This is a genomic window from Urechidicola vernalis (genome assembly GCF_031846385.1).
Classification (GTDB): Bacteria; Bacteroidota; Bacteroidia; order Flavobacteriales; family Flavobacteriaceae; genus Urechidicola; species Urechidicola vernalis.
On sequence record NZ_JAVRHV010000001.1, the window covers coordinates 35745 to 53835 of the forward strand.

General features: G+C 33.4%; 15 protein-coding genes. 11 read left to right on the forward strand and 4 right to left on the reverse strand.

Translation table 11 applies throughout. The features are described from left to right. Nucleotides 1-79 precede the first annotated feature (79 nt). From RM519_RS00160 to RM519_RS00170, 3 genes are all read left to right on the forward strand, one after another. Nucleotides 80-3223, forward strand: a complete 3144-nt coding sequence (locus tag RM519_RS00160) for a TonB-dependent receptor (RefSeq protein WP_311591425.1) — start codon at nt 80-82, stop codon at nt 3221-3223. A 70-nt stretch (nt 3224-3293) separates the two neighbouring features. Next, nucleotides 3294-3764 carry a DUF6495 family protein gene (locus tag RM519_RS00165; protein ID WP_311591426.1) on the forward strand — a complete coding sequence of 157 codons (471 nt, stop codon included), beginning with the start codon at nt 3294-3296 and terminating at the stop codon, nt 3762-3764. Nucleotides 3765-3782: 18 nt separating this feature from the next. Further along, nucleotides 3783-4460, forward strand: coding sequence for a TrmH family RNA methyltransferase (locus RM519_RS00170; RefSeq protein ID WP_311591427.1), 678 nt, complete (start codon nt 3783-3785; stop codon nt 4458-4460). Nucleotides 4461-4478: 18 nt separating this feature from the next. On the opposite strand, the gene RM519_RS00175 is transcribed toward RM519_RS00170, so the two are convergent. From RM519_RS00175 to porX, 4 genes are read right to left on the reverse strand one after another with little or no spacing between them, the layout of a single operon-like run. Next, a complete protein-coding gene (locus tag RM519_RS00175; RefSeq protein ID WP_311591428.1) occupies nt 4479-4850 on the reverse strand; it encodes a DUF4258 domain-containing protein in 372 nt (123 codons plus the stop codon). Beyond that, nucleotides 4850-6052: an alanine dehydrogenase gene (locus tag RM519_RS00180; protein WP_311591429.1), complete on the reverse strand. Its 1203-nt coding sequence runs from the start codon at nt 6050-6052 to the stop codon at nt 4850-4852. Before RM519_RS00180 ends, RM519_RS00175 begins: the two co-directional genes overlap by 1 nt. Then, nucleotides 6045-6461, reverse strand: a complete 417-nt coding sequence (tsaE, locus tag RM519_RS00185; RefSeq protein ID WP_311591430.1) for a tRNA (adenosine(37)-N6)-threonylcarbamoyltransferase complex ATPase subunit type 1 TsaE — start codon at nt 6459-6461, stop codon at nt 6045-6047. Before tsaE ends, RM519_RS00180 begins: the two co-directional genes overlap by 8 nt. A gap of 9 nt (nt 6462-6470) precedes the next feature. After that, nucleotides 6471-8018, reverse strand: coding sequence for a T9SS response regulator signal transducer PorX (gene porX / locus RM519_RS00190; protein WP_311591431.1), 1548 nt, complete (start codon nt 8016-8018; stop codon nt 6471-6473). Nucleotides 8019-8094: 76 nt separating this feature from the next. On the opposite strand from porX, the gene RM519_RS00195 reads away from it, so the two are divergent. The 8 genes from RM519_RS00195 to RM519_RS00230 all read left to right on the forward strand — a co-directional run bounded on the left by RM519_RS00195 (nt 8095) and on the right by RM519_RS00230 (nt 18070). After that, nucleotides 8095-9330, forward strand: coding sequence for an HD domain-containing protein (locus RM519_RS00195; RefSeq protein ID WP_311591432.1), 1236 nt, complete (start codon nt 8095-8097; stop codon nt 9328-9330). Between the two features lie 32 nt (nt 9331-9362). Further along, nucleotides 9363-10400 (forward strand): UDP-3-O-(3-hydroxymyristoyl)glucosamine N-acyltransferase, encoded by a 1038-nt coding sequence (gene lpxD, locus RM519_RS00200; protein ID WP_311591433.1) that lies wholly within the window; start codon nt 9363-9365, stop codon nt 10398-10400. Next, complete coding sequence (locus tag RM519_RS00205) at nt 10397-11788, forward strand: bifunctional UDP-3-O-[3-hydroxymyristoyl] N-acetylglucosamine deacetylase/3-hydroxyacyl-ACP dehydratase (protein ID WP_311591434.1); 1392 nt, start codon at nt 10397-10399, stop codon at nt 11786-11788. The genes lpxD and RM519_RS00205 overlap by 4 nt, the downstream gene beginning before the upstream one ends. A gap of 1 nt (nt 11789) precedes the next feature. Further along, complete coding sequence (lpxA, locus tag RM519_RS00210) at nt 11790-12572, forward strand: acyl-ACP--UDP-N-acetylglucosamine O-acyltransferase (protein ID WP_311591435.1); 783 nt, start codon at nt 11790-11792, stop codon at nt 12570-12572. An 11-nt stretch (nt 12573-12583) separates the two neighbouring features. Then, nucleotides 12584-13150, forward strand: a complete 567-nt coding sequence (gene efp, locus RM519_RS00215) for an elongation factor P (RefSeq protein ID WP_311591436.1) — start codon at nt 12584-12586, stop codon at nt 13148-13150. Further along, nucleotides 13150-14064 carry a UDP-3-O-(3-hydroxymyristoyl)glucosamine N-acyltransferase gene (locus tag RM519_RS00220; RefSeq protein WP_311591437.1) on the forward strand — a complete coding sequence of 305 codons (915 nt, stop codon included), beginning with the start codon at nt 13150-13152 and terminating at the stop codon, nt 14062-14064. Before efp ends, RM519_RS00220 begins: the two co-directional genes overlap by 1 nt. Before the next feature lie 91 nt (nt 14065-14155). Then, entirely contained in the window at nt 14156-15028 is an 873-nt protein-coding gene (sucD, locus tag RM519_RS00225) for a succinate--CoA ligase subunit alpha (RefSeq protein ID WP_311591438.1), read from the forward strand. Nucleotides 15029-15115: 87 nt separating this feature from the next. Next, nucleotides 15116-18070, forward strand: a complete 2955-nt coding sequence (locus tag RM519_RS00230; RefSeq protein WP_311591439.1) for a M16 family metallopeptidase — start codon at nt 15116-15118, stop codon at nt 18068-18070. The last annotated feature ends 21 nt before the right edge of the window (nt 18071-18091 follow it).

Consider the following 18091-nt stretch of genomic DNA (forward strand, 5'->3'; position numbering starts at 1 on the left):
ATTTAAAGGATCCATAATATTTTATGGATTCTTTTTTTATTTTTATAATTCAAAATTTAACTAAAATTAATTCAATTAAATGAAAACAAAATTATTTTTCGTAGTATGTTTATTTACAGTTTTATCAGCATTTTCTCAAGTCACAACTTCCAATATCAAAGGGGTTGTTTCTGATAATACTGGAGAAACTTTACCAGGAGCAACTATTGTAGCTGTTCACACACCAACAGGGACTACCTATGGTGCTGCAACAAACTTAGACGGAAGGTTTAACTTACTTAATTTAAGAGTAGGTGGACCTTATGCGGTTACCATTACATTTGTAGGTTTTAACGAACAAGTGATTAACAATGTTTTTTTAGATTTAGGACAATCTAAAACTTTAGATATTGTTTTGGTGAGCGCAAGCCAAGAATTAGAGGAAGTAGTTATTACAGCAAACACTTCTGGAACCTTTGGAAGCGACAGAACTGGCGCTGAAACAAGCGTAGGAAAAAGAGAGATTACTAAATTACCTACAATTTCGAGATCAGCTTCAGATTTTACAAGATTAGATCCAACAGCAAGTGGAGGGTCTTTTGGAGGAAGAAACGATCAATACAATAATTTTACATTAGATGGATCTATCTTTAGCAACCCTTTCGGATTAGATGCTGCAACTCCAGGAGGTCAAACTGATGCTCAACCAGTATCTTTAGATGCAATTGAGCAAATATCAGTTTCAAGAGCACCATATGATGTTTCATTATCTGGATTTACAGGAGCATCAGTAAATGCCGTTACAAAAAGTGGAACGAATGAAGTTTCTGGTACGGTTTACGGTTATTTTAGAAATCAGGATTTAACAGGTAGTAAAATTAAAGGTGACGAAATTTTTGTTCCAAAATTAGAGCAAGTTCAATATGGATTTAGTGTTGGAGCTCCAATTATTAAGAATAAATTATTCTTCTTTGCCAATTTTGAAAAAGACGAAAGAACTGATTTAGGTCAAGTGTGGGCACCAAATACGGGCTCTGGAGCTATTAATGAATCTAGAGTTGATGTTCAGGATTTGATGGATGTCCAAGCAGGGTTAAGAAGTATAGGATATGATCCAGGTGCTTATGAAGGATTTACACATAAATCTGAAAGTACAAAAGGAATTTTTAAATTAGATTGGAATATTAATAACGATCATAGATTGGCATTTATTTACAACTTTTTAGATGCATCAAAAGATAAGCCTGCACATCCAACTGCTTTAGGATTTAGAGGGCCAAATTCTCAAATTTTACAATTTCAGAACGCCGGGTACCAAATAAATAATAAAATTCAGTCATTTTTGGTAGAATTAAACTCTAATTTTTCTGATAATATGACGAATAAATTCCAAGCAGGATATACGCATTTCGACGACTTTAGAGATCCAATGTCTTCACCTATGCCAGCATTCAGAATTCAAGATGGAGCAGGATCTAATTATATAGTTGCAGGACATGAACCATTTTCGATCAATAATAAATTAGATCAAAAAGTTTTTCAAATTTCAGACAACTTCAATTATTTCTTAGGTGATCACGTTTTTACTGCAGGATTTAATTTTGAGAAATTTGAATTTGATAACTCTTTTAACTTAGGTGCATATGGTTATGGTTTCGGACCTGGAATGTATCCTGAATATCCAGGAGGTGGATATGTAGGTGCTTTCTTTGGTGATTTTGCTGATATGGCGGCATTTAACACTGCTATTTCTAGTGGTATGCTAGCTGATGCTATGGCAAATGCAGAAGGGGTTTTTGCTGATAAAAATGCAAATGATTCTTGGGCATTAGCTGAGACAAATGTAGGCCAGGTAGCATTCTATTTACAGGATGAATGGAATGTAAATGACGACTTTAAATTGTCATATGGAATTAGATTTGACAAGCCATTATTTTTCGATTCTGCGGATAAAGCACAAGAGGTAATTGATAGAGAATGTTGTTATGACCCTTCTATTCCTTACACAGATCCTGAAACTGGAGAACAAGTTTTCTTTGATTCTACACAAATGCCAAGCGATAAGATTATTGTATCACCTAGAGTTGGATTTAATTGGGATATTAAAGGAGATAGAACAACACAATTACGAGGTGGAACAGGAGTATTTACGGGGCGTTTTCCATTTGTATGGTTAGGAAACCAAATAGCAAACCCAAATTCATTCTTTTATCAAGTAGTTGATCCTGACTTCAAGTTTCCAACAGTTTGGAGAACAAGTCTTGGATTTGACAAGCGCTTAGAAAAAAGTGGAGTTGTTTTAACTGCAGACTTGTCTTACACTAAAGATATCAACGGAGCGCATGTACAAAACTGGGGATTAATGGAGCCATCTGCAACTTTGCAAGGTGTTGACAATAGATCTGTTTATGCCGCAAGCGATATTGGAAATAACGCTTATGTATTTACGAATTCTGATAAGGGAAGAACATTTAACGCAACTGTAAGTGCTAAAAAAACATTCGACAACGGATTATATACTAGTTTAGCATATAACTTCTTGAATTCTAAAGATGTAAATTCTATTGAAGCAGAAATTACTGGAGATGCATTTGCGTTTAATCCAGCTTTAAATAACGTAAATGATGATGTATTGGCATATTCTAAATATGGAGATCAGCATAGAGTTATTGGTGTTGTTTCAAAAGCATGGCAATATGGTGCAAATGATAAATGGGGCTCTACAGTTTCTACAGTGTTTGAATATGCTCAAGGAGGACGTTTCAATTATACATATGCAGGAGATATAAATGGTGATGGATCGAACTTAAATGATTTAATTTATATACCAACTTCTGAAGAAATAGGACAGATGCAGTTTGCTGCTCCAGGAATGGCCGCAGAATTAGAAGCATTTATTCAGCAAGACGATTATATGAGTGAAAACAGAGGTGAGTATTTTGAGCGTTATGGTGCTATTGCTCCATGGAGAGGAAAATGGGACGTTAAATTTATTCAAGAATTAAAATTGTCGAATGATAATGCTATTCAGTTTAGTGCTGATATCTTAAACTTCGGAAACTTATTGAGTTCTGATTGGGGGTTAATTCAACAACCATCAGCAGTACAGCCTATTGGTGTGTCTGTAGATGGTACTGGAACACCAACATATAGTTTTAATTCAGACTTAGATAATACATATGTATACGATATAAGTTTATTGTCTAGATGGCAAGTTCAATTTGGATTGAGATACATCTTCTAAAACATAGAAAAGTAATACCTTTGAACCGTCCTTAATATTTTATTATGGACGGTTTTTTTTTAGTAAATATATGAAGTATAGACAACTTACAAAGGAGCAATTTGAAGAGTTGCATAAAGAGTTTGCAACGTTTTTAGCAACTCAACAAATTGATGTAAACGAATGGAATGAAATTAAAAAAAACAAACCAAACGTTGCGGAAGATGAAATGAATGTTTTTAGTGATTTTGTTTGGGATCGTGTTTTAAGCAAAGCGAACTATTTAGAACATTTCTCTAAGGATAATTTAAACTTATTTAGATGTAATCCTGAAAACGTAGAACGTATTGTTGTAAAAGTCCATAAACAGGGATTCGACTTTACGTCTAAAGAAGATTTTAATTGGTTTATGGATAACTCTAAAGATGATGCCATAGAATATTTTAAAGGTCAGAAGCCTTATTTAAAGGAACGAAATGTAGAAGTTTTCGATTTAATTGAAAAGGGCAGTGCCATTAGCAATGGAAAATTGTTCGAAGCTGTTTTAAAAATCATTTCCTAAAATCAATATATTTGTTCAATGACCGAAGAAGACATTCACTATTCAAATTATTTAACGGCTTTTTTATCTGAAAAACGTCAAGCAACTTTTGATCGTATTTTAGATCAGCGCACCAAGCATTTTACTGTAATTTTAGAAGATTTGTTTCAAAAGCATAACACAAGTGCCGTGGTTCGAAGTTGTGATATTTTTGGTATTCAGGATGTACATATTATTGAGAATAAATACAAGAGTTATATGTCTAATCAAGTAGGGAAGGGATCCCAAAAATGGTTAGATTTTCAGAGATACCGAGATAAACAAATAAATACTCAAGACTGTATTGATGATATAAAAAGTAAAGGCTATCAGTTAATTGCTACTACACCACATAATGATTCTTGTTTGTTGCATGATTTTGATATTTCTAAAAAATCGGCATTCGTATTCGGTGTTGAAAAAGAGGGTGTTTCACAAACCATGATGTCTCAAGCGGATGGTTTTCTTAAAATCCCAATGGTCGGATTTACCGAAAGTTTAAATGTTTCAGTGGCCGCAGCAATTGTTTTACAGTCTGTTTCTAGCAGATTGCATAACTCTGATATTGCTTGGCAATTAACCGACGAGGAAAAATTCTTTAAAAAGGTTGATTGGATGGAAAAAACCATCAAAAGCATTAAAAAGATTAAGGAAAGGTATGCTTTAGAAAACGGTTAAACTTTAAACCTCCCTAAATTATTTAAGGAGTATCTCATTAATAGTAGAAATGGTATCACACTTTTTTACGATTAGAGTGATGTTCTTTTCCTTAGTTATTCCATCTATTACATATTTTTTGCAAGGTTCATTTCGTGGTTCACTTTTTTTAAAATCAACCTCTCCATTTTCTAAAATCGATGCGATGTCAGTAGAGTCTAAACCAATAGTATTCATGCTATTACTTGCATTGTCTGAAAATAAACGTACATCGGTCCTGATGTCTTTCAAAACACGGGCATTTGGTAAATAGTCAAATTGCACCTTTTTTTTACCCCAAATAAAATAAACAAAAATACTTCCAATTAAAAGACCACCAAGGTAGTATCCGAAACGATGAATAAATTTCATTATATAATCAACAAATTAATATCTCTAAACGGTAAATTAAACCAGTCAGCGACCGATTTATTCGTTAGAATTCCGTGGTAAAAATACATACCTTTTTGCAGACTTTTGTTAAAACGAACAGCATTTTCAAAACCACCTTCTTCGGCAATATTAAGAAGATAAGGGGTAAATATGTTACTGATTGAAACAGAGGAAGTTCTAGAATATTTAGATGGAATGTTTGGGACGCAATAATGTATAACACCATGCTTCTCAAATGTTGGTTTTTTATGACTCGTCACTTCGGATGTTTCAAAACAACCTCCACGGTCTATACTTACGTCTACAATTACAGAACCAGGTTTCATTTTCTCAACCATGTTTTCAGTAACAATAATCGGAGAACGGGTTTTTCCTCGTATTGCGCCAATTGCAATATCACATCGCATTAAAGACTTCTGCAGTGTTTTTGGCTGTATGGTTGAGGTATAAATTAAACTGCCCAAACTACGTTGAATATGTCTAAGTTTAGATAAGGAATTGTCAAAAACTTTAACACGTGCTCCAAGGCCTAATGCAGATCTTGCGGCAAATTCACCTACGGTTCCTGCACCTAAAATTACAACATCTGTTGGGGGTACTCCACTTATGTTTCCAAGAAGTAATCCATTTCCATGTTCATGAGAACTCATAATTTCACTTGCCATTAAAATGGAGGCGATTCCGGCTATTTCACTTAATGATTTTACAACAGGGTAAGTACCTTGATCATCTCTAATAAAGTCGAAGGCTACGGCTGTAATTCTTTTTGATACGAGACTCTTAAAATACTTTTTTGTTTGCGTTTTTAATTGCAATGCGGAAAATAGGACACTTTGGGGATGCATCATATCAATTTCGTCATAGGTAGGAGGTCCTACTTTTAACACAATATTACAACCAAACGCTTCTTTAATATCATTAGAAATTTTCGCACCTGCTTCAGAATATTCAATATCCGTAAAATTGGAACCTAAGCCGGCTCCGCTTTCAATTACAACTTTATGACCGTGTTGTGTAAGTGCTGAAACAGCGTCTGGTGTTAAACAAACTCGTTTTTCTTGTGTAGAAGACTCCTTAGGAACCCCGATAAATAAATCGCCTTTTTTATGTTGTATTTCAAGCATTTCAGCCTGAGGCATTAATTGTTCTTTGCTAAATGGAGAGGTAGTTTTTTTACTCATCAATTTTTAGTTGAATGGTTCGTCGATTTTCGTCCAAAATATCAATATTGACATTTGTAATGTCTAAAGGTAATAAATTTTGAACTTTCTCTCCCCATTCAATAAAACACCAAGCATCACTATAAAAATAGTCTTCAATACCAATATCTAATGCTTCTTCTTCAGATTCGATTCTATAAAAATCAAAATGATAGATGATTTCCCCTTTGTCAGAATGATATTCGTTTACCAATGAAAAAGTAGGAGAATTGGCAACATCATCAACACCTAGTTGCTTAACAACCTCTTTTATTAAAGTAGTTTTTCCTACCCCCATTTCACCATTAAATAACAAGATTTTGTGTTTTGCATTTGCAATTACACTTTTTGCTACATTTGGTAGTTGATTTAAGACATATTCTTGTTTCATAATATCGGGTTATTTCGGGTCCAATATAGCACAAGGAATTATCATTTCTTCCAAAGATATTCCTCCATGTTGATAGGTGTTCTTGTAATATTTTACAAAGTGATTGTAATTGTTTGGATAGGCAAAAAATAAGTCCTCTTTTGCAAAGATAAATGAACTGTTCATGTGTATAGAAGGCAGATGAATGTCCTTCGGGTTTTTTACCGCATATACTTCCTTATCATTGTAAGTTAAACTTTTACCGGTTTTATACCTTAGGTTAGAGCTAATGTTCTTATCACCAATAACTTTTGACGGGACTTTAGAATTGATAGTTCCATGATCTGTAGTTATGATTAGTTTTTGTCCTAATTCATGCGCTTTCTGAATAATTTCTACGAGTGGAGAATTTTGAAACCAACTTTTAGTTAGAGATCTATATGCTTTATCATCATCAGCCAATTCTTTAATCACATCCATTTCTGTTTTGGCATGCGAGAGCATATCTACAAAGTTATAAACGATAACAGTTAGATCGTTTTCTTTTGTTGATTTGTATGAATCTGCCAGTTGTTTCCCGCTTTTTAAGTTCGTAATTTTATAGTATTCGTGCTTTAAAGTTAAGCCTAGTCTTCTTATCTGTTCAGTTAAAAATTCATTTTCATATAAATTTTTACCGCCTTGATCCGTGTCATTTTTCCAATAATTTGGATGCATTTTTTGCATTTCAGAAGGCATTAGACCAGAGAAAATGGCATTTCGTGCATATTGCGTTGCAGTTGGTAAAATACTGTAAAACGGAATTTCTTCAGCCTTTTTATAATAATCACTAATTAGCGGTTCTATCATTCTCCATTGGTCATACCTTAAATTGTCTATTACAACTAAAAGTGTTCCTTTGTTTTTGTCAATATTTGGTACAACACAATCTTTAAACAAGGTATGAGAAAGAACAGGGTTATCGTCATTTTCTAACCAATCTTGATAGTTTTTCTTAATAAATTTGAAGAATTGCGTATTGGCTTCTTGTTTCTGACTTTCTAAAATCTCCATCATTCCTTGGTCATTAATATTCTCCAACTCAATTTCCCAATACACTAATTTCTGATAGAGTTCTGCCCATTCTTCATATGAGTTAACCATAGACAAATCCATGGCAATTTTCCTAAACTCTTGTTGATAGTTAGAAGTGGTTTTTTCGGAAACCAATCGCGAATGATCTAAATTCTTTTTTAAACTGAGCAAAATCTGATTAGGATTAACAGGTTTTATAAGATAATCTGCTATTTTATTGCCAATAGCATCTTCCATGATATACTCCTCTTCACTTTTAGTAATCATTATTATTGGAAGGTTGGCGTTTTTAGATTTGATTTCCGATAAGGTTTCAAGCCCTGAAATTCCAGGCATATTTTCATCAAGTAATACAATGTCAAAATTTTCTTCCTGAATCATATCAATGGCATCGGCACCATTAGTACAGGTTGTAACTTGGTAATTTTTCTTTTCTAAAAAAATGATGTGTGGCTTTAGTAAATCAATTTCATCATCAACCCATAAAATGTGTATTTTGCTCATACTTAATTTCTATATTTGTTTAATCTAACGAATTTGTTCTCGAATTGTCGAGACGATTTAATTTAAATTATCGACTTTGACCGCTAAAAACACGAACAAACTCAAGATTCTAAACGACCCAATTTACGGTTTTATTACGATTCCAAATGAATTAATTTTTGATTTGATAGAACACCCTTATTTTCAGCGATTAAGGCGTGTTTCACAAATGGGGCTGTCTTATATGGTTTACCCGGGTGCGCACCACACAAGGTTTCTACATGCTATAGGCGCTATGTATTTAATGCAAAAAGCAGTTCGAGTACTACGATTTAAAAATGTCAATATTTCTAGAGATGAAGAAGAAGCCGTTTATATAGCCATTTTATTGCATGATATTGGACACGGTGCATTTTCTCATGCTTTAGAACATAGTATTGTTTCAGGGATTAGCCACGAAGAGATTTCGTTAAAATTTATGGAATCATTAAATGTTGAGTTTAATGGTAAATTATCCTTGGCTATAGAAATTTTTAAAGGGAACTATCACCGAAAATTCTTACACCAATTAATAAGTAGTCAGTTAGATATGGATCGTTTAGACTATTTAAAAAGAGATAGTTTTTATACCGGTGTTTCTGAAGGAAATATCAATTCAGAAAGATTGATTGTTATGCTAAATGTTAAGGATGAAGAATTAGTTGTTGAAGAAAAAGGTATTTACTCTGTAGAGAAATTTATTATTGCTAGAAGATTAATGTATTGGCAGGTTTATTTGCATAAAACTGGAATTGTTGCAGAAAATATATTGGTTAAAATACTGAAAAGAGCGAAGGAATTGGCTTTTACGGGTATAGAATTAAAAACAAGTACTGCACTGAATTATTTTCTTTATAAGGATATTAATAGTTCTAATTTCGATGATGAAACCTTGTCTATTTTTTCTCAATTAGATGATTATGATATTTTATCTGCTATAAAAGAATGGACAAACAATGAAGATAAAGTTTTGTCAAGATTGTCTAGAATGTTAGTTGATAGACGATTAATGCGTATTGAGATTCAGAACGAATCTTTTAGTACAAAAAAGATAAGTCAAATTGAAAATGAAGTAAAACTTAGGTATAATTTAAATGATGAAGAGTTGGGATACTTCTTTATTCATGATACCATTTCAAATCAAGCGTATAATTCCGTGAAGAACCAAATACATATTTTGTATAAAAATGGTGAACTGAAAGAAACAGCGGCTGCTTCTGATCAATTAAATTTACAAGCATTATCTACTCCTGTTGTTAAACATTTTATTTGTTATCCTAAAGGAGAGTTTTAATAAGGAGAAGAATTTTCATACTTTTGCAATTCATGAAATTTAAAGCTAGCCAAATTGCGGAGATTTTAGAAGCGGAAATTGTCGGAAACCCAGATATTGAGGTTTCTACATTATCTAAAATTGAAGAAGGTGCAGAGGGATCTCTTACTTTTTTATCCAACCCAAAATACACATCCTTTATTTATAGTACTAATGCAAGTGTTGTTGTTGTAAATAAAACATTTGAACCTGAAAAAGAGATCGCATCTACTTTGTTAAAAGTTGACGATGCTTATAAGTCTTTTTCAAAATTATTAGCATTTTATAATGAATACAAAGGTGCAAAATCTGGGAGAGAAGAACCGCATTTTATAAGTTCTTCGGCAAGCATTGGAAACGGTGAATACATCGGTGCCTTTGCATATATTGGTGAGCGTGTAAGAATAGGAGAGAATTGTAAAATTCATCCAAATGTTTTTATTGGAGATGATGTAGTAATTGGAGATGATACAACTTTGTATAGTGGGGTTAAAGTTTACCACGAAACTAAGATAGGCTCTAATTGTATGATAAATTCGGGCTCCGTAATTGGCGCAGATGGTTTTGGTTTTGCTCCAGATGAAAATGGAGAATATAACAAGATACCTCAAATAGGAAATGTGATTATCGAGGATAATGTTGATATTGGTACTTGTACAACTATTGACAGAGCAACCTTAGGTTCTACATTTATTAGAAAGGGAGTAAAATTGGATAATCAAATCCAAATTGCTCATAACGTTGAAATAGGAAAGAATACGGTTATTGCATCGCAGACAGGTATTGCAGGATCAAGTAAGATTGGTGAAAATTGTCAAATTGGAGGACAGGTTGGAATTGCAGGACATTTAACAATTGGAAACAATGTTAGAATTCAAGCACAATCTGGAGTTGGAGGTAATATTAAAGATAATGAAGTATTGTACGGTTCACCGGCAATTGGGTATTCAAATTATACGAAATCATATGTTCATTTTAAGAATTTACCTTCTATTGTGAACAAAATGTATAAATTAGAGAAAGAATTAAAAGAATTAAAAGAACAAAAATGATTCAGAATCAAAGAACCATTAAAAGTGAAATTTCATTATCAGGTGTTGGATTGCATACTGGTAGAAAAGTAACAATGACTTTAAAGCCCGCACCAGTGAATCATGGTTACGCTTTTGTAAGAATAGATTTAGAAGGGCAACCGATTATTCCAGCAACTGTAAATTACGTAGTAAATACTCAGAGAGGTACCAATTTAGAGAAAAATGGGGTTGTAGTGAATACGTCAGAGCATGTATTGGCCGCCGTTTATGCATTAGAAATTGATAATATTTTAATTGAAATTGATGCACCAGAACCTCCAATTATGGATGGGTCTTCACAGTTTTTTGTTGAGGCGTTAGAGAAAGTGGGAATAGAAGAACAAGACGCTCCAAGAGAAGAGTATATTGTTAAAGACATTATTTCATATAAAGATCCAGAATCTGGAAGTGAAATTATTTTAATGCCTTCTGATGAGTATCAAGTAACAACAATGGTAGATTTTGGAACTAAAATTTTAGGAACTCAAAATGCATCATTAGATACGCTTTCTGATTTTAAAGAAGAAATTGCTGAAGCCAGAACATTTAGTTTTTTGCATGAAATTGAAATGTTATTGGATAATGATCTGATTAAAGGAGGAGATTTAAATAATGCTATTGTTTATGTTGATAAGGATATTTCAGAAACTACAACTGAGAAATTAAAGAAAATATTTAATAAAGAATCTATTTCAGTTAAACCAAACGGAATTTTAGATAATTTAACTTTGCGTTGGGCAAACGAAGCAGCAAGACATAAATTATTAGATGTTGTCGGAGATTTAGCTTTAGTTGGGACTCGTTTTAGAGGTAAAATTATTGCGAACAAACCGGGCCACATGGTAAATACTTTATTTGCTAAAAAACTGGCTAAAATTATTAAAACGGAAAATAGAAATAAAGTACCCCAATTCGATTTAAATGAACCGCCATTAATGGATATTCATAAAATAATGAGTATTCTGCCACATAGGCCTCCATTTTTATTGATTGATAGAATTTTGGAGTTGACGGATAGCAAAGTTGTAGGGATGAAGAATGTGACGATGAATGAAGACTTTTTTGTTGGTCATTTTCCAGGGGCTCCGGTAATGCCAGGGGTATTACAAGTAGAGGCAATGGCACAATGTGGAGGTATATTGGTATTGAGTACTGTTCCTGATCCTGAAAATTATTTAACATATTTTATGAAAATGGACAATGTTAAATTCAAGCAAAAAGTATTGCCAGGAGATACATTAATCTTTAGCTGTGAGTTAATTACACCTATAAGAAGAGGAATTTGTCATATGCAGGCATATGCATATTCTAATAATAAGTTAGTTGCAGAAGCGCAATTAATGGCTCAAATCGCAAAAAAGAATTAATATGAATCAACCATTAGCATATGTGCACCCGGGTGCAAAGATAGCTCGTAACGTAGTTGTTGAACCTTTTACGACTATTCACAATAATGTAAAAATTGGATCGGGGACTTGGATTGGTTCTAATGTGACTATTATGGAAGGAGCTGTAATTGGAAAAAATTGTAGAATTTTTCCAGGAGCAGTAATTTCCGCGATTCCTCAGGATTTAAAATTTGAGGGAGAAGATTCTTTAACCGTAATTGGAAATGATGTTACGATTAGAGAATGTGTTACCATAAATAGAGGAACAAGTGCTTCTGGTAAAACCGTAATTGGTAATAATTGTTTGTTAATGGCAACGGCACACGTTGCACATGATTGTGTTATTGGAGACAACGCTATTATTGTTAATGGAGTTGCTTTAGGAGGTCATGTAATTATTGGTAAACACGCAATATTAGGTGGATTATCGGCAGTACATCAATTTATTCATATCGGAGATCATGCAATGGTTTCGGGTGGGTCATTGGTTAGAAAAGATGTACCACCTTATACAAAAGCAGCGAAAGAACCTTTATCATATGTAGGGATTAATTCAATCGGATTAAGAAGACGTGGTTTTTCAACAGAAAAGATTAGAGAGATTCAGAATATTTACAGAATCTTATATCAAAAAAATTATAACAATTCTCAGGCTTTAGGAATTATTGAAGCGGAGATGGAAGCTACGAATGAGCGCGATGAAATCATTCAGTTTATTAAAAATTCACAAAGAGGTATCATGAAAGGATACTTTTCAAATTAAAAAAAGATATAATGGCTAGTACATCAGATATTAGAAACGGATTGTGTATTGTTTATAATAACGATACATTTAAAATTATAGAATTTCAACATGTAAAACCTGGTAAAGGCCCCGCATTTGTTAGAACTAAATTAAAAAGTTTAACAAGTGGAAAAGTAATAGATAATACCTTTTCTGCAGGTCACAAAATTGAAGAAGTTCGTGTTGAAACTCGTAAATATCAATATTTATACAGTGAAGGAGATACCTTTCATTTTATGAATACGGTTGACTATGATCAGATAACGCTTGAGAAAGAAGTATTAGATGCACCTGATTTATTAAAAGAAGGAGAAGTAGTTACAGTAATTGTCCGTGCTGAGGATGAATTACCATTGGCTGTTGAAATGCCTTTAAGTGTTATTTTAGAAGTAACACATACGGAGCCAGGTGTTAAAGGGAATACGGCAACAAATGCTACAAAACCTGCGACTGTAGAAACTGGGGCAAGAGTAAATGTTCCTTTATTTATTAACGAAGGTGATAAGATTAAGATTACTACAGAGAAGGGGCAATATCAAGAAAGAATCAAGTCATAATGAAGTTTCAAAAGAAACAGACTTTAGAAAAAATAGCAGAAATCATCGATACCGAATTTGTTGGTAGCGGTGATTTTCCTGTTTTGGGAATGAATGAGATACATGTTGTCGAACCAGGGGATATTGTATTTGTAGACCATCCTAAATACTATGATAAGGCTCTGGAGTCTGCAGCAACTATTGTTCTTATTAATAAAAAAGTAGCATGTCCAGAGGGAAAGGCTCTTTTAATTTCTGAAGATCCTTTTAGAGACTTTAATAGGTTAATGTTACATTTCAATACATTTAATAAAGCTTCAAATTCAATTGCTTTAACTGCTAAGATTGGGACGGATACAATCATTCAACCAAATGTTTTTATTGGTAGCAATGTTACCATTGGAAATAATTGTGTTATTCATGCCAATGTAACTATTAATGATGATTGTGTTATCGGAAATAATGTAACCATTCATTCTGGAACTGTTTTAGGAGGTGACGCTTTTTATTATAAAAATAGACCAGAAGGATTTGATAAATTGATATCTGGAGGAAGAGTTGTTCTTGAGGACTTTGTCGATTTAGGAGCAAATTGCACCATTGATAGAGGTGTAACTGGCGATACGACTATTGGTAAAGGAACCAAAATAGATAATTTGGTTCAAGTAGGCCATGATACAGTAATTGGGCAAAAATGTTTGATTGCTTCACAAGTCGGAATTGCAGGATGTGTTCGTATTGAAGATGAGGTAACGTTGTGGGGTCAAGTTGGGATTCGTAGCGATATTTCTATTGGGAAAAAAGCGGTAGTCCTTGGGCAAACGGGTGTAACTAAATCAGTCGAAGGAGGAAAAGTATACTCAGGAAATCCTATTCAAGAAGCACGTCAACAATTAAAAGAAATCGCATTTTTAAGAAAACAATTAAAATCTTAAAAATAGACTTTCATTTTTTCCGAATATCCGAATATTCACGTATTTTTGCAGGGCAAAATTAGATTAATAATATACTAAATATAGAGTCATAATGAGTGTTCTTGTAAACAAAGATTCAAAAGTAATAGTTCAAGGTTTTACTGGTGGTGAAGGTACTTTTCACGCTTCACAAATGATTGAATACGGTACCAATGTTGTTGGTGGTGTTACTCCAGGCAAAGGAGGACAAACACATTTAAACAGACCGGTTTTTAATTCAGTTGCAGAAGCAGTTGAAAAAGCGGAGGCCAATGTATCTATCATTTTTGTACCACCTGCATTTGCAGGAGATGCAATTATGGAAGCAGCAGAAGCGGGAATTAAGGTAATAATTTGTATTACTGAAGGAATTCCAGTTGCTGATATGGTAAAAGTTAAGAACTATATTTCTGGTAAAGATTGTCGTTTGGTTGGACCAAATTGCCCAGGTGTCATCACACCAGATGAGGCTAAGGTTGGAATTATGCCAGGATTTATCTTTAAGAAAGGAAATGTTGGAATTGTTTCTAAATCTGGAACGTTAACTTATGAAGCGGCTGACCAAGTTGTAAAGCAAGGATACGGAATTACAACAGCAATTGGTATTGGTGGTGATCCAATTATTGGAACGACTACTAAAGAAGCAGTTGAGTTATTAATGAATGATGAAGAGACTGAAGCAATCGTAATGATTGGTGAAATTGGTGGTCAATTAGAGGCAGATGCTGCAAAATGGATCAAAGCAACAGGTAATAAAAAGCCAGTTGTTGGATTTATTGCAGGTCAAACTGCTCCCGCAGGTAGAACTATGGGGCACGCAGGTGCAATTGTTGGAGGAGCCGATGATACAGCCCAAGCAAAAATGGCAATTTTGGCTGAGAACGGAGTTCATGTTGTGCAATCTCCAGCGGAAATCGGTAAAAAAGTAGCAGAGGTGTTAAATTAACACTAATAACAATATTTAATTTTTTTAAAAGTCTGTACCATGTTATATTTGGTACAGACTTTTTTTATAAACCAAATCAAAATTGAAATGAAAAGACTAAATTTATTTATGGCAATTGCCATTACTTTATTTATTGTTAGTTGTTCGTCTGATTCGAATAAGTATGCTGTATCAAACCATACAGATGAAAATGGATATTCTTACGAAACTGTGGCTAATGATCCAACTGGATTACGATTGTATACTCTAGATAATGGCCTAAAAGTATATTTATCACAAAATAATGATGAACCTACAATTCAAACCTTAATTCCGGTAAGAGCAGGGTCGACTTACGACCCAAAGGAAAGTACTGGATTGGCCCATTACTTGGAGCATATGGTTTTTAAGGGAACCGATAAATATGGTACATCTAATTGGGAAGAAGAGAAAAAATATCTAGATCAAATATCTGAACTATATGAAAAGCATAGGAATGAATCGGATCCAATTAAGAAAGAAACTATTTATAGAACAATAGATAGTGTCTCTTACAAGGCATCCGAATATTCAATAGCAAATGAATATGATAAAATGGTTGCTTCATTAGGTGCAACCGGAACTAACGCTGGGACTTCGAATGAACTAACAGTTTATATGAATAAAATTCCTGCGAATGAATTGGAAAAGTTTTTAACATTAGAAAGTGAAAAATTCAGTAAACTAGTACTGCGTTTGTTCCATACAGAATTAGAAGCTGTTTTTGAAGAGTTTAATAGAACTCAAGATAGTGATGGGAGAAAATCTAGCGCAGCTATGATGGACGGTTTGTTTCCAACACATCCTTACGGACAACAAACTACGATAGGAATTGCAGAACATCTAAAAAACCCATCATTGATAGAAATAAATGCCTATTTCGATAAATACTATGTGCCAAGTAATATGGCAGTGATTTTGGTTGGAGATTTTGACTTCGACAAAACTATAAAAATGGTTGATAGTACATTTGGAAAGATGCAAGCGAAGGAGGTAGAGCATCCAGTCTTACCAGTAGAACAACCATTAGATGGGGTTGTTGTTAAAGAAGTGTTTGGTCCCAGTAACGAGAATGTTACCGTAGCTTATAGAACAGATGGAGTAGGGACTAAGGATGAAAAGTACATTACTCTAATTGATATGATTTTAGCGAATAGCAGTGCAGGTTTAATGGATTTAAATTTAAATAAGAAGCAATTAGTTCAAAGGGCATCTTCTTCTCAAAGTTTTTTAAATGAATATGGTTATTTAAGGTTTAATGGTGTGCCCAAAGCAGGTCAATCTTTAGATGAAGTGAAAGAATTGATGCTAGCGCAAGTTGAATTAATAAAGAAAGGAGAATTTGACGATTGGATGTTAGATGCGGTTATAAATGACCTTAAATTAAGTCAAACTAGAGAGCAAGAAAGTGCAGGGTCATTGGTATGGGCCTATATGTCTGCTTACATAGAACGACAAGATTGGAATGATGAGGTTCGTTTTATTGATGAATTAAGAGAAATAAGTAAAGAAGATTTAATAGCATTTGCAAATGATTTTTTTACGGATGATTATGTATTAGTTTATAAACGTAAAGGAGAAGATAAAAATGTAGTAAAAGTTCAAAATCCAGGTATCACACCAATACAAATAAATAGAAATCAATCTAAGTTTGTAGAAGATTTTAATAAGATAGATTCTGAAGAAATAAAACCGCTGTATGTTGATTACAATTCTGAAATAAAATCAGATAAATTATCCAGCGGAATTGAAATGGCATATATTGAAAATAAGAGAAATGACTTATTCAATTTAAATGTCATTTTTGATATGGGCAAAGATCATGATAAGAAATTAGCATTGGCTGTAGGGTATTTGAAATACCTAGGAACTGATAAATATTCAGCAGAACAATTAGCGAAAGAATTTTATAAGATAGGGGCTAGTTATAGTGTTAATACTGGCAGTGATAGATCTTATGTCTCTATTTCTGGGTTACAAGAAAACTTAGAGTCAGGATTGGAATTATTGGAACATTTAATGAGCAATGCTGTAGTTGACCAAGATGCCTATGATAATTATGTTGCAAGTATTTTAAAATCTAGACAAGACGGAAAAACGCAGAAAGGAAATATTTTATTTACAGGATTGCGAAATTATTCTAGATATGGCGAAAATTCAAGATTAAGAGATATAATAACTGCAGAAGATTTACGAACTCAAGATCCTTCGGAATTGGTAACAATTATAAAAGGATTGAATTCATACAAACATAGAATTTTTTATTATGGTAATGAACCAAAGACATCTTTGGCTTCATTAAACAAATTGCATCAGGTTCCATCAGAATTAAAGGATTATCCTGAACCTAAAAAATATGAGCAATTAGCTACAGGTAACAGTGTTAATTTAGTAGATTTTGATATGGTACAGGCAGAAATGGTTTTTGACGCTAAGGGACAAGAATTTGATCCTAAGAAAATGGCTTTGGCAACTGTATTTAATTCGTATTTCGGAGGTGGACTGTCTTCGATAGTGTTCCAAGAAATTAGAGAATCTAAATCTCTGGCATATGCGGCTCAGGCTGGTTATGGTTCAGCTAGTAAAGAAGGGGAAAGTGATAATGTATTTGCTTATATAGGTACACAAGCAAATAAACTACCACAAGCGGTAGATGCAATGATGGAACTAATGAATAATATGCCTAAGTCAGAAGGTCAATTCAATTCAGCGAAAGAAGCTGCGTTAAAACAAATTGCTTCACAACGTATTACTAAATCAAATATATTTTGGACTTATGAGAGTTTGAAACGTAGAGGACTTGATTATGACAATAGGGAAGAGATGTATAAGGCGATTCAGGATATGACTATTGAAGATGTTGATGCATTCTTTAAGAACAATGTGAAAGGCCAGGATTATAGTATTTCAGTTATTGGCAACAAAAAGGACTTAGATATGAAGGCTCTTGAAAAATTAGGAGAGGTTCATGAATTAGACATTGATTATCTATTCAATTATACACCAACTGAAATTAAGAAATAAAAAATTCTTGTTGGAAAATAC